Annotated in this window: 9 protein-coding genes; 1 reads left to right on the forward strand and 8 read right to left on the reverse strand. The window is 59.7% G+C overall.

The features are described from left to right. Nucleotides 1-9 precede the first annotated feature (9 nt). The 7 genes from AC1P02_RS16600 to AC1P02_RS16630 all read right to left on the reverse strand — a co-directional run bounded on the left by AC1P02_RS16600 (nt 10) and on the right by AC1P02_RS16630 (nt 11,370). A complete protein-coding gene (locus tag AC1P02_RS16600; RefSeq protein ID WP_485182688.1) occupies nt 10-543 on the reverse strand; it encodes a hypothetical protein in 534 nt (177 codons plus the stop codon). 27 nt (nt 544-570) lie between these two features. After that, entirely contained in the window at nt 571-975 is a 405-nt protein-coding gene (locus AC1P02_RS16605; RefSeq protein ID WP_234594800.1) for a hypothetical protein, read from the reverse strand. 10 nt (nt 976-985) lie between these two features. Beyond that, nucleotides 986-2,515, reverse strand: a complete 1,530-nt coding sequence (locus tag AC1P02_RS16610) for a hypothetical protein (protein ID WP_408132719.1) — start codon at nt 2,513-2,515, stop codon at nt 986-988. Nucleotides 2,516-2,517: 2 nt separating this feature from the next. Beyond that, nucleotides 2,518-3,714, reverse strand: a complete 1,197-nt coding sequence (locus AC1P02_RS16615; RefSeq protein ID WP_485182689.1) for a hypothetical protein — start codon at nt 3,712-3,714, stop codon at nt 2,518-2,520. Nucleotides 3,715-3,809: 95 nt separating this feature from the next. Further along, a complete protein-coding gene (locus tag AC1P02_RS16620; RefSeq protein ID WP_485182690.1) occupies nt 3,810-7,424 on the reverse strand; it encodes a curculin (mannose-binding) lectin protein in 3,615 nt (1,204 codons plus the stop codon). Further along, nucleotides 7,421-7,804, reverse strand: a complete 384-nt coding sequence (locus AC1P02_RS16625) for a hypothetical protein (protein ID WP_234578289.1) — start codon at nt 7,802-7,804, stop codon at nt 7,421-7,423. The genes AC1P02_RS16620 and AC1P02_RS16625 overlap by 4 nt, the downstream gene beginning before the upstream one ends. After that, the gene (locus AC1P02_RS16630; RefSeq protein WP_485182691.1) at nt 7,804-11,370 is read right to left on the reverse strand and encodes a tape measure protein; all 3,567 of its coding nucleotides are present in this window, start codon (nt 11,368-11,370) and stop codon (nt 7,804-7,806) included. Before AC1P02_RS16630 ends, AC1P02_RS16625 begins: the two co-directional genes overlap by 1 nt. A gap of 293 nt (nt 11,371-11,663) precedes the next feature. Between AC1P02_RS16630 and AC1P02_RS16635 the strand changes: the two genes are divergently transcribed. Continuing rightward, nucleotides 11,664-12,038, forward strand: a complete 375-nt coding sequence (locus tag AC1P02_RS16635) for an HNH endonuclease (protein ID WP_346209351.1) — start codon at nt 11,664-11,666, stop codon at nt 12,036-12,038. 48 nt (nt 12,039-12,086) lie between these two features. Here AC1P02_RS16635 and AC1P02_RS16640 read toward each other — a convergent pair whose 3' ends face one another. Next, a complete protein-coding gene (locus AC1P02_RS16640; RefSeq protein WP_346209350.1) occupies nt 12,087-12,836 on the reverse strand; it encodes a phage tail tube protein in 750 nt (249 codons plus the stop codon). Between the last annotated feature and the right edge of the window lies 1 nt (nt 12,837).

Raw genomic sequence — 12,837 nt, forward strand, 5'->3', positions numbered from 1 at the left:
CGGGTCAGCTCATAGCGGGGGGGGCATCAGATCCCCGTGCTCGACCACGGCGGCCTCTAACGGCGCGGCTTCTTGCCAGTCAGCGGCGCAGGTGGCCCGCTCAATGGCAGGACGTTGCCAATCACTGGCCACCCCACCGCTCACCAGATCCGCCCGCCCCCAATCACTGGTGCTGGCATAGCTCGGCCCCCTGAACACGTTCACGTCATAACCGGCATCAAAGTCGTGGATCACCGGCTCGGTGGTCACGGCCATGGCGCACTCAATGACGATGGTGCCCCGGAACTCGGCCACGGCAGCCGGGAGTTGGCCTGCCAGCGCGCCCTGGAAGATGAGCCCCACATCGACAGCCAGCGCGGGAGCGGCTATCTGGCCCGCCAGCACAGCGGGCAACACCAGCCCGAGCGAACAGGCCAGTACAGGCGGCAAGGAGGTGCCCTGCAGCACCGCCTCATAGCGCACCACCTCGGCCTGGTTCAGCTCCAGATTGCCGTTGTTCTGGCGCGCCTTGCGCAGTTCAAGCGCCGCATCCTTTCTGGCCATAGGTGGCTCCGGTGGTTAGGTCTTGGCTTACGGTTCGGTGATGGTGGCGGTGTTGATGCGCACCAGGGCCCCGGTAAACAGCTCGTTGGTGGGGATCTCCAGATCGGCGCCACTACCGGGTGGCCCCACATCGAGATCCGCCACAAAGTCACCATCCCGATTGGCAAAGCGCCCCCAGGTGGGAGCACCGGATCCGGTGGCCATCTGCTCGGCCAGCGGCTTGAGGGTCAGCACCCCACCAGTCACCGACTGGGCACATGGCAGCTGGAACTGCAGCGTGACCAGCAACGGCTGGTCGGTGATGGCAGCCCCGACTGCGGGGCGGCTGCCACCGTAGATCTTGAAGGTGGCCGGGGCGGCACTGCCCTGGTCGATGGCATCCGCCAGTATCTGGGCGCGGGCGGTGCGCACCGAGTCGTGGAACTTGAGCATGGAAACCTCGCTAGACGATGTAAGGAGTCGGGGCTTGGTAATCAGCCGCCACGGCATTGTAATCGGCTGGGCCAAAGGCGGGATCGTCCTGGGCGACCAGCATGTAACGCCGGTTCAACCAGAGGTGATCGAACCGGTAAACCCCATCGGCCGCACTGCTGTAGGTTTCCGCCACCAGATACCCATCCTGGCTAAAGCAGAGTACCCGGCGCCTGACCCCCTCCCCGTTGATGGTCACCCGGTTGCTGATGTAGCCCTGGTCCACGTTCTGCACCCCATCACGGACCCAGAAATAGTCATGTCCCTTGCAGACAATGGACTGGCTCATCTGTTGGACGTCGACCGGCCCTGGATAGAGCTGCGGGGTGCCACTCCAGGCCACATCCTGCGGCTGAAAAACGGCTCTGGGCTCTTGGTTGGCGGGGGTAGCGGTCAAATGATGGCAATGGCTGTAATAGGTAAACTCTTGCGGCAGAGGCCTCCACTCAATGCCGATACTGGCCAAAGTGTCTCCCGGCGGTAACTCGATCCAGTTTTGCTGCGCGCTCTCGGTAAAAAACAGGCTTGAACGGATAATTAACTGATTCTGGTAGTAACCAAATGCTTGGCCGTTGTATTGATACAGGCTGATATAGGGTGCCGTACATGCAGCGTTGGTTGTCACCCCGCCAACAGTCAGACTGGCGACCCCATCCACATAGGAGAGGCGGGCCACGACTTGATCACTGCTATTGAGTAGCACCCCAGTCTGCCCCGGTAAGATCCCCCTCGTCAGTATGTAGGATGGTGCCGAGCCCGACGCGACTACCCCCACACCTGGCGTGTGGGTGAGCACAGCACCAGCAGGCAGTTTAAAGTCCGGGGCCAGCGCGATGTACTGTGCCTCTGTCAGCGCGGAAAAGTGACCATCAAAACCAGCTGGGGCACTGGCAATCTCCACATAAACATAAGCCCCACCTGTTCCTCCTGTGTAAGAGGACTGTGCTCTGAGGTTAGAAAATCTCAGCTGGGTGATGGCGAAGGTATTGCAGGTAATACTGAAAGACTGGTTCTTGTTTGTTCCAGTGTCAGTGGTAAAAATGATGGCGCTGTCGGTAAAGCTCAAACTGCCGGATGTCTGGGGGTAACTACCGAGCTGCGCAGCCTTGGTCAAGGTAGCCAGATTGGGGCCATACCATAACCCATGCCGGTAAGCTGCATCCCATCGAGTGCGTATAGCGGCCAGCACCACCCCGCCAGCATCCAAAAACTCCAGATCCATGTCACAGTAATCCGGGGTCAATGTGGCATTTCGAAGATCTAGCCGAAAAACAACGTCACGCACTGCCATCGCAATGGTTTTGGTGGGGATGACGCCCGTGTTAGCAAGCCCGGCGGGATTAAATACATAGCTGAATACCCCTATGTCTGCGGTCTCACCGTATAGGTTGTACCAGTTTGGATTACTGATGGCGGTCACATCATAATCGGCATTATCACCACCGATAGACTGAGCGCGAACACTGACTAATCGCCCGTGACCGGGAAAAAATGTGGCCATGACTACCTCCAGGGGCCAGTGAGATCAAACCCCATCAGCACACGTTGATTCGCTACGTTCTGCGTCTCCGAATACCCAACCATAATAAAGCGGGTCACCTTGTCGGGTATCGCTGGCAAATCCCGGAAGTTCTTTCTATCCCATGACGCCGGCGAACCGTATGGCACGACCAGGCCAGGCTGATAACCCCGGAGGTGGCTGCCCGTCTCCAGCACCATGATGGGGTCGGTGGAGAGATAAAAACCGTTGTCAGGACCGTTGGGAATGGGCAGACCCGAGCCAAACACCCCAAACAAGCCTTTCTGCCACCAGGCCGTGGTGCCAAACAGCTGATGGTAGGCGCGAGCGATCGCTTTGTATGTTGTGTTATCGAACACCGGATAGGGGTTGCCATAGCCGCTGTTGCCAGCACCTCCACCATTCGACCACACTCTGGTTGCATCGCTGGCGGATGAGGTGGGATACCAGTTCAACACCGCATGATAGCGATCCCCAGGCCGCACCGACTTGAGGTAGCCAAAGCTATACATGAACTGGTAGTTGACGAGGGCATATGCGGGCAAGAAATAGAATATCTGGCTGTCACCGATGAGATCCCAGCGACCGTTGGAATAGCGCTTGGTCGCTGGCCAACGGGCCTCCACGATGTTGGTATAGGTGTTGATGTCCACCACATCCTCGACCATCGCCACCTTGGCCAGATAGGCGCTGCTGGTGCCGGTCCAGCCGCTGAATGCGGTGTTGTCGATACGCAGGCTCACATTGCCCGCCTCGCTGACGTTGGTCGGCCGGATGATAAACACTTTGCCGTCACCGCTTTCGTGGGTGATGGTCCAACCGAGCGGCGCCACCTTCATCGTCATGGCCGCGCCGGACCCCGACGCCCCCGGATCCCCGGCATCCAGCTCGAACCACACCTGGGTGCTACTGACCTGCATCACCCTGTGCTCGCCGTTGTAGGCCGCCGGGCTCACGCCGGCGACCTCAACCACAGAGTCTTGCAGGTAGGCATGGCCACCGGAGAAGGTCGCCACTGCCCAGTCCTTGGCCGCATCCCAGGCCAGGGCGTTGATGGTAAGGGTGCCAAAGCCGGTCACCATCACCGCCTTGAGCAGCGCAGCCAGCGCCCCATCGGCGGTATCCCCCAGGCTCGGGGCGCCCTGCATTTCACTCGCGTACCATTTCACGGGATAAGCCATTGCGTCAGTCTCCATCAGTGAGGCCCTGGCTGTCAGGTCCTGCCCCACGGCAAAATAAGGGGTGGGGCGCTCTCTGCAAAAGAGTGCCCCACCTATTAGCGGTTAACGTTGCCGCGCAGTTGCAGCTCGAACTTGTCGCTTTCACTGGCCGCCACCGACTGCAAAATGGTGCGGATAACCCAGACCGGGAAGTTGGCCGATTTGGTGTTGAACCGCAGCACGTTGCCGGTAGCCCAACCTGTGCCCCACCCCCGCTTGTCCAGCCGAAAATAGGGCTGACCATTGTTGGGGTTGACCGGGGCAAAGTCGGTGTTCACGTCACCCAGCGCTATCTGGCCCACGTTCTCCCCGACCAGCACAAAGGAGGTGCTGGACTGGAAGATGATCGCCCAGCGCTCCTCTATGGTGGCCCGGTTGGTCACCACCAGAGGAAAGTCGGTGTCGTTGTACTGGGCCGTTGACTGGTCGCCGTCCACGTAGTCCTGCCACTTGTTCGTCCATACCTTCTGGTCGAACAAGCTGGTGTAACGGGACCACAGATCCCCCATGATGAGCGCGCTCGACACATGGGTGTCACTGGCGTCATAGGCATGGGACAAGGGCCGCGCCAGGGTGAGGCGGCCGGAGATCTCCACATCGGTGACCAGGCTCATGTCCTCGATGCGATGCACCACCGCCAACGGCTCCAGATAACCGGTCAGGTCTAATGGACTGCTAAGCGCGACGATCCCGCTGTCCAGGTTGACGCTGTAGAGCGCCTGCGCCAGTTGCTTGCCGTCCTTGTCCTCCACATGGGCATAAGCCAGCCGCTCACGGTTGGTATTGAGCTGCTGCCCCGCAGTGACCCCCATCGGGAAGGCACTGCGGCGGGTGGAATGCACCACGGCGATATTACCCTTGCGGATAAACGGCACCCGGCCGTCAGACGGCAGCCGCACCGGATCCAGCCCTATGATGTCGGCATCGAGCGGCAGATAGCTGAACACCACGCAGTTGAACCGGATGGTGTCAGCCACCACACTGATGGGCTTCCAGATCTTGCCATCTTCCCCCACGGCCTCGGCGTCATACCAGGGCTGGCTTTCGTTGCCGGCGGCCGTGACCTTGCGGCCAAAGCGCACCTGCACGATGCCGGTCTGGTAGCTCACCCGGCCATCCATATCGGTGGTGGTGAAATAGCCGTCCCCGTCTGCCGTGGCCTCGATACGGCGCCCGCTCGCAGTGTTGGCGGCGATGTAGAGGCTACCTGGGGCCAATGGGGCGCCCGGGGTGCGGAAGGTCACCGCATCCACCGACTGGGCGCTGAACGAGGTGGCCAAGGATTGCAGCGCAGGCTGGGCCGCCTGCCCTGCTGCCCAGTCAGCCAGCACCGCCAACCCGTTGGAATAGTCGATGGTGCCTGCCTGAATGCCAGAGCCGGTTTCAGGGTCAGGGTTGCGATAGAGCAGCCCCTGCCGGTCAACGTAGGTAGACCCGCCCAGGGTAAAGCGCATCGAGCCCTCCAGGATCGCCTCGGCAAAGCCGGGGGTCACGTCGATACGCAGCGCCTGCGCGGTCAGGGTGGCATTCTGGGCCTGCGCACTGTTGTTGTTGCGGTAGGTCACATCCACCCAGCCCTGCTCACCATCAGGAAAGGTGTACGCCGTGGTGTGGTACTGGATCCCGGTCATGGTCCAGCGCTGCACCGCGATCAGGTTGTTGCCATCCCAGCGGGTGCCCACCGTCACCCAGGCATAGGTCGGCTTGGGCAAGGGGGCACTGCCGTCCGGCATGAAATGCAGGGTGCCGGCCGTGTAGTCGATGGCCCCCAGCTCCACCCCGCTGGCATCGCGCAGCTTGCCCTGACCGTCATCGCGCAAGGTGATGATGGGGTCGCGGGTCTCAATCACCAGCTCCTGATCGTCCACGTCAAACTTGTGGTACAGGGCATTGAACTTGACGAACACCGAGCCCGGGGTGAGGTTGGTCGCCCCACCGCCCGACCCGTCCAGGGTGATGGAGAGGTGCCCCACCTGCCCCGGTGTGCTCAGCCGCCCAGGTTCGATATGGCGCTCGGTCACCGGCTCACCGTACTGATATTGGGCCGCATACTCCTGACCAAGCGCTGGCAGGGTGATGTGCTCCAGATCGATGATGCCCTCGGCATAGTTGATGGTGCCGGTGATGTCGCCCCGGATCTTGCCATCCCCCACCGAATCGTTGGCGGTCAGGCCCGCGCCCCAGGTCAGGATCAGACTCTTGGGGGTGATCCCGGTGTGGGGCAGTTGCCATGCGCTCTTGCTGATGCTGATCGCCTGGCCGCTGCGGTTGGTGTAGTTCACCGGGGTGGCCCAGCTGAACATGATGGAGGTGTCCACATCCGGCAGCGCCCCCAGGGTCAGCATGACCGAGCCGGTGGCCAGATTGATGGTGCCAGAGCCATAGGAGAGATCCGCCCCGCGCAGTTCCCCTCGCCCGTTGTCCTTCAAGTCGTACCATTTCCCCTGCGCCATGAATGACACAGTGGTGGTGCCAGGTGCCGGGGTCGGCATCAGGGTGATGGTGTAGGCATAACCCCGGTTGTTGGCCTTGACCTCGATCCGCGCCGTGTCGGCAATCCGTGATGGACGGGCGGCTGGCCAGAAGCTCACCGTTTTGCTGGCCGCGCCGTAGTTCGGGCACTGGGCATTGAACTCACATTGACCACGGCCATAGTCGATGGCACCGATTATCGTGCCGGCCACCACCAGTTCGCCGCCCCGGTCGGTGATCACCGCCGCGCCGATAGTGATGGTCACTGTGCCGGGCTTGGCGCCGCTGCCAAGGAACAAGCCCCGGCTCGGGGCGATATTGGCGGCCGTGTTGAAGCTCACCAGCCCCTGGCCAGAATCCACCAGACTGGCCAGCTCACCGGCGGCGGTGAGATCCACGGCCGGGGTTTCGCTGCGGGCCGCCGGCACCAGCTGGGTGAAAATGGTCTTGGCCTTCACCTGCAGGGCGCCGAACGCCGCATCTTCCGCCATCTTGGTGCTGGCATAGTAGTTGGCCGCATCGGCCACCACGGTTTCGCGCAGGCTGGTCTTGACGTTGGTCACCACGTCATAGGGGGTCGGCTGTTCCCCCTCGAAGGTGTAGCGCAAGGGATCAGCCAGGGTGCAGGTGATGACGTTGCGGGTGAACTCGGGCACACCAGGCACCTGGAACTTGGCCAGCTGCTGATTCACTTCAAGGACGCGCACATACTGCTCGAACTCGCCGGCCTTGCCCTCGTTGCCGACCAGCACCAGGGTCTCGCCAATCTCTGGCAGGCGCACCTCGACCCGCTGGAAGAAGCGGATCGCCCGCTGACCTTCCAGCTGGGTGTCGTAGAGAAACCCCCGCCACTTGGGCCCACGGGCCAGATAGCGCTCCACCACGTCGCGGGCTTTGTCGCGGGTGTCGTGGTGGTCTTTGGTGGTCATCAGCGCCAGTCCCACATTGGGGTCGGTCGGCGGCAGCAGCACGGTGGCATTGGCCCCGAAATAGGTGTCGGTGTCGTCGGTCTGCACGGCCAGAAACACCTTGCGCAGGTTGACCACGCCATAGGCGCGGTCCAGATCGCTGATGTCGGGGAATATGCTGTTGTGCTCGCCGCTGACGATCTCCCTGCCGGTGAGGCGGCCACCGCCATCGGTGGTATCCGTCATGCGCTGGCTGGCCATCAGCTTGATATCGCCGGAAAGAATGGTCATGGGGCTACCTCAATAAGGCGGAGAGTTATTTCATAGGGTGTCTGGTCATCCGGATCGGCAATTCGATAGAGCTGCTTTGCCTCAAAGCCCCCGCCACTCTCACGACGCCACAGTACGGTGAAATGACGTCCATTGAGCTCGAGCACCATTGGAGTTGATCGCACCGAAGCCAAGGCGTAAAGCGCGACAACAATCGATCGCTGCACCCATGAATCACCATCGGATCGCAACGTGATGGGCCGCCCCTCTGACTGAGCGGCCTCTTCCACGATGATTGCGCCTGATAAGGTCGGAGTGATTACCTGCCCGATAGGCTCCCATTCGAACTCATCACTCCAATCCAGATCATCGGGTAACTCAATGCCGGCTAGTCTGATCATCAGCTTCTCAGTCCTTGCTGTTTCAACAGGCGTAGCAAGGCATCCAGATTCTCTTCATCGGACTGGACTTCTGCATTGCCGGTGGGGGTTTTAAGATGAATGGTGACCGTCTTGCTGCTCGCAGCTTGACGTTGTTCATTCTGAGGCGACTTGGGTTGGGCAGTTTCTACAGGTAGCTTATTGGCAACTTTCTCCACTTCTTGCTGCTGTGCCTTGTCGAGCTCCTTCTGTAGCTGAGCCCGCATTACTTCCATCTCCTTCTGGAACTTCTCTCCGTAGTATTTCGACCATTCGCTGTATGCCGGAATGTCTTTGACCTTCTGGCTGTAGCGGGCCAGCTCCTCTTCCACGCCTGCGAGCGTGTTGGCCAGGGCATCGGCGTTGCCGCGTAACTGGTTGATGTCGACAGTTTTGTAGTAGAACGAGCCTGCTGCTACCGAACGAGTATCAGTGGAGCCTGTGCCTGTATTAAGGGAACCACGGCTGCTGATGGCATCTTCCACATCTGACTTGGTTTTCTTAGCCTCCTCCTGCACACCTTTGAGGTTCTCCCTCATGGTGTCGGTTGCACTCTTCGACTTGTCTGCAGCAGTGTTGAAACCATCACCAATCTCCGCTGCTTGCGCCTTGGTCTGCCGGATCTGGTCATTCAGATACCCAAGTCCGCGACCCTGTTCCTGTGCCGAGATCTTTCCTGCCTGTCCCAATGACAACCAGACCTGACGCAACTCCTCCAGTTCTTGCGCGGTATCAGCCTTATTGACGGCCGCCTTCATGGCGGCAGCAATATCGAGGGAAGTGGCATTTACATCGGTGGCCACTGCGCGGAAGGTATCGATCGTCTGGCGACCCACCGCATCAATGCCGGTATGAAGCGCTTGATAATCAACCCCCAGGCGCCGCAGCTTTTCTGACAGTACCGACTCGGTGATCTGAGCCGTGCTGATGGCACCATTTTTCATGGTGTCAAAAGCCGCCATTGACTGGACTTTCAACACTTCGAGATCCTGCAGGCTCATGTCCTGCAGGCTCTTGCGAAGTCCTGCGTCAATCTCGACCTGGGTGACCTTGCCCTGTTCACGCAAGGTGTCGAGTGCCAAGGTGATGTTTTGCAAGGAAGTCGGATCTCCCATTTGCAGACCCTTGAACATCTCGTTGATCCCGGTAGTGGTCTCCTTACCTTTTGCCTTGAGCATGTCGAAATCGGCCACCAGCTTGACCACAGCCGGACGAGTCTTGGCGTCAATGGCCTGGCCGGCAATCTCAGCTCCTGCCGCCAGGTCGAGAAATCCCTGTCGCATACTGGCCAGAGCAGTATCGGCCTGATACTGCATGGCCTCAGCCTTGAGGCCCGAGGCTTCGAGCGCCTTTTGCACCTGCAGCTGACCGGTCAGGTATTCACGGTGACCCTGTAGGCGCTGTTCATAGGCCGCTCGTTCAGTGGCTGAGAGGTTGGCCACTTCCTGCGCAGTGAGGATCTGCACATTTTTGAACTCGTCAAACTGCGCCATGGTGGTCATACCCTGGCGCTGCAACTGGGCAAAGAAGGCGCGAGACTGCTCGGCAACCCGCAACTCAATCTGGCCGGCTTCACCCATTTTGGCAGCCCAGCTCCCGGTATCTTCGGCCAACTTGGCTAACCCCTTGCCTCCCTCATAGACCAGCACCGATAAGCCCGCCAACAAGGCACCATTGCCCAAGGTCAATGCAGCCAGCACGCCCTTGAGCTTTACGGCCTTCTGACTCGTTGAGTCGAGTTCTTTGCCGGCTTCCGCTGTCGGCTTAACAACTCCGGTTCTCATCGCCTGACCAAAACCGAGCAACTGGGTGCTCCATTGGATCACCTTCATGGTGCCCCAGACCTTCACCACCAATCCGATCCCGTCTCTCATCTCGACAAGGGTTTCGGTGATCCCACGAATGGCAATGGCGCCTGACTTCATGCCATCCGACACGCCTTGCGCCCAGTCAGCCAGACTGCCATCTGCCGCTGCCGCTTTGATCTGGGCGGTGACCTCGGCCAACTCGGATTTGATGAAGGCAAAGATGCCTGCATCGGCCACGGCCAGCTCGACCTGGTTGAGCTGCTCGAGAAAGTTCGACCATATCCCACTGAAGGTCTGCGCCATCTCCTCCGACGCACCGGCAGCATCCTCACCCATCGCCTTGATCAGCAGCTCGATCTCGTTTCGACCCAGCTTGCCTGCCGTGGCCATGGCGATGATCTCGTCAGTGGTCTTGCCCATGGCCTTCGCAAGCAGTTTGGCTGCTGCCACCGAGCGCTCATTGAGCTGATTCATCTCCTCGGCTTGCAGCTTACCTTTGACATAGGCTTGCCCGAGGGCGGTGATGATCCCTTCCAGATCCTGATAGGTGCCGGCCGTCTTGGCGGTGTAATTGGCCGTTGCCTGCAGTACTCCGTTATAGGGATCCAACCCGAAGTTCTTTGCCTTGATAAAGGCGGTGGTGATCTCATTGAGCTGGAACGGGGTTTTCTCGTTGAATTCCCGCAGCCAAGCCAGCGCCTTCTCGCCGCCGGCCGCACTGCCTTCCACACTCTTGAGCGAGACGCCCAAGCGCTCGATCTCGTCAGCCGTTTTGACCATCCCGGTGGTACGGGCAACCAGTTGGTCAAAGCTGAGATAGGCTGCAGCAACACCGGAGATCTTGCCCGCCAGAGCAGCCCACCCTTGCTCACCGCTCTGAACCGCCTCATGCAGTTGCTCGGTGTTCTGCTCTGCCTGCTTGGCCCTCTTGCTGTATGCCTCCATCCCGGCGGCATTGGAGCGCAATTGCCCTGCTTGTCCTGCAAGCTGGCTCTTCAGGTATACCACCTGGGTCCCAGCCTGTTGGCTGGCGGTTTCAATCCGCTTCTGCTCGCTGGCCAGCTTGCGGGTGTCGACCCCAGCCTCGGTCAGGGCGCGGCGCAGCCCGTTGAGCGTAGTGTTCTGCCGCTGATACTGGCTATCAAGAGACTGCACTTCCCGGCGAGCAGAGTTGAACTCTCGAGCCTGTTGGCGCAGAGCCTTCTCGCTGGCGTCCAGCCCGTTCTTGAGGACATTGGTCTGGCTCGCGCTCTCTTTGTACTGGTCCCCCAGCAGACGAACCTGATCACGCGCATCCTTGAGTGCCTGGCGCTGCTCCTTGGTGACGCTGTTCGCCTCGCTGTTGGCCTGGCGCAGCAGGTCCACCTTGGCCTTGGCTTCAGCATGAGCGCTCGCCAGCCGCTCAGTCTCCTGCCGATTGGCACTGTAGGCGGCATTGGATGCCGTCAGCTCCTTCTTGGCATCTGCCAGAGCCTTGCCCATGCCGGTGGCCCGGGTGCGGGCAGCCTCCAGCCCCTCCCCCAGGTCGGCGGTGCTGCGCTTGAGGTTGGCGAACTGGGTCAGGGTTGCGTTCTGCTCACCGAGGCGCTGCAGCTCATCGCCCAAGGTGCCGACCTGTTCGCTGCTCGATTCGGTCTCACCACCGAGGGTATCCACCTCGGCAATGAGCTTGCTAATCTCGGCCAGCCCCTCAACGGCGGCGCGGATCCGCAGCTGGATATCGGTATCGTTGCTGGCCATCAGGTTCCCCTAATAATAAAAAAACCCGCCGAAGCGGGTTAATAGTTACTTTTGTGATGACAGCACTATGTATTCCATTGCATCACAAAAATCTTTGTACGATATTTGAACTACCACATTCAAACGAGTGGGGTGCCAGTCGGTTGCGCCGCTGGTGTAGTGCTGTCAGGAATACTCCTGCCAGTGCCCGATCTACCCGATAAGGTGTGACGGGACTTCAACTTCAACATTGAAGCCCGGCACAATTATCTCTGTAACGTCGCCCGGACTTCAAAAAACTTTTGGAGCCCTATATGGCAAGTTCAATTCATAAACAACGCCACCGCGCAGCGGTCAACCAAGCATATCGTTGCTACTACTGCGGCATGCCTATGTGGGAGGCGAACCCTGCACAGTTTTCTGACCAATATCAGATTAGCAAACAGCAGGTGGACCACTTCCAATGCACTGGGGAGCACCTGCTAGCCAAATGCAATGGCGGACCTAATTCAGCGAGTAACATTGTGGCCGCTTGCAAATATTGCAACCAGGCTAGGCACAAGGACAAAGATCCTCTGACCGCCACTAAATACAAGAAGAAGGTCAAGTCTCTCGCAAAAATGGGGCAATGGCATACCTCAAAAATCCTGCAAAAAGCCCAACAATCAAAGTGTGAAAAGGCGAAGTAACCACATCACGCGTTGAACAACAGAATGGCATCCATCGATGCCATTCGATCAGTTGAGGATTTCCATCCGATACGGCTCGGACTTGCCGGGCTGGGTCACCAGTGAGCCTTCCAGCTCCCCTTCCATAAACTCGCCACTCATCAGCGCCAGTGCTCCCTGGGCGGCTAGCATGGCCTGGTCAATGGTGACGCGTACCCGCTGGCCGGGGTTCGCCAGGTTCTCGCCGTCGATCAGGAAGTAGCGCGGCTTGAGGGTCTCGGTGGTGCCGGTGTAGGTGGTGCCAGTCACGGCCGCCTTGGTGTAGCTGACCTTGCAGGCCGCAGCAGCCTGATCGCTGATGGCCATGACCATGTTGCCGTTTACCTGGTAATCGGTGTCGAGTACCAGCGCAGTACCTCCAGCACTGAGCTTGACGGTGATGGTACCCGGCTTGATAAAGGCAGTGGCGAGCTCGACCCACCCCAACTTGCTTAGCGTGATCAGCTCATCCACCACCGGAGCCTCGGCCTGGGTGAAGGCCACCTGCTTGCCGGCGATGGCATCGGCCAGCAACTGCTTGGTCATGGAGTCCCATTTTAGGGAAAGCTTGGCCGGGTCTTTCGGCAGCTGGACCGAGTCCAGCGCCTGTCCGAAGGTGCTGCGCTTCTTGGATATGCGCGACTTCTCCTCGGTGGTCGGCGGGGTAACGGTGATCTCGTTGACGTTGATGGGGCCAATCAGGGGCCCTTTCACGCCGTTGTTGATTTCGGCGATGTAGACATCACCAGCCAGCAGCAGGCCTTTGTCGGTAAATGACATA

The organism is Aeromonas sp. TS_SC_11 (genome assembly GCF_057318915.1).

Bases quoted from the DNA above. Each gene is read 5' to 3' on its own strand.
- AC1P02_RS16625 (WP_234578289.1), bottom strand. From the start codon at position 7,804: ATGATCAGACTAGCCGGCATTGAGTTACCCGATGATCTGGATTGGAGT.
- AC1P02_RS16615 (WP_485182689.1), bottom strand. From the start codon at position 3,714: ATGGCTTATCCCGTGAAATGGTACGCGAGTGAAATGCAGGGCGCCCCG.
- AC1P02_RS16600 (WP_485182688.1), bottom strand. From the start codon at position 543: ATGGCCAGAAAGGATGCGGCGCTTGAACTGCGCAAGGCGCGCCAGAAC.
- AC1P02_RS16620 (WP_485182690.1), bottom strand. From the start codon at position 7,424: ATGACCATTCTTTCCGGCGATATCAAGCTGATGGCCAGCCAGCGCATG.
- AC1P02_RS16630 (WP_485182691.1), bottom strand. From the start codon at position 11,370: ATGGCCAGCAACGATACCGATATCCAGCTGCGGATCCGCGCCGCCGTT.
- AC1P02_RS16610 (WP_408132719.1), bottom strand. From the start codon at position 2,515: ATGGCCACATTTTTTCCCGGTCACGGGCGATTAGTCAGTGTTCGCGCT.
- AC1P02_RS16605 (WP_234594800.1), bottom strand. From the start codon at position 975: ATGCTCAAGTTCCACGACTCGGTGCGCACCGCCCGCGCCCAGATACTG.
- AC1P02_RS16640 (WP_346209350.1), bottom strand. From the start codon at position 12,836: ATGTCATTTACCGACAAAGGCCTGCTGCTGGCTGGTGATGTCTACATC.
- AC1P02_RS16635 (WP_346209351.1), top strand. From the start codon at position 11,664: ATGGCAAGTTCAATTCATAAACAACGCCACCGCGCAGCGGTCAACCAA.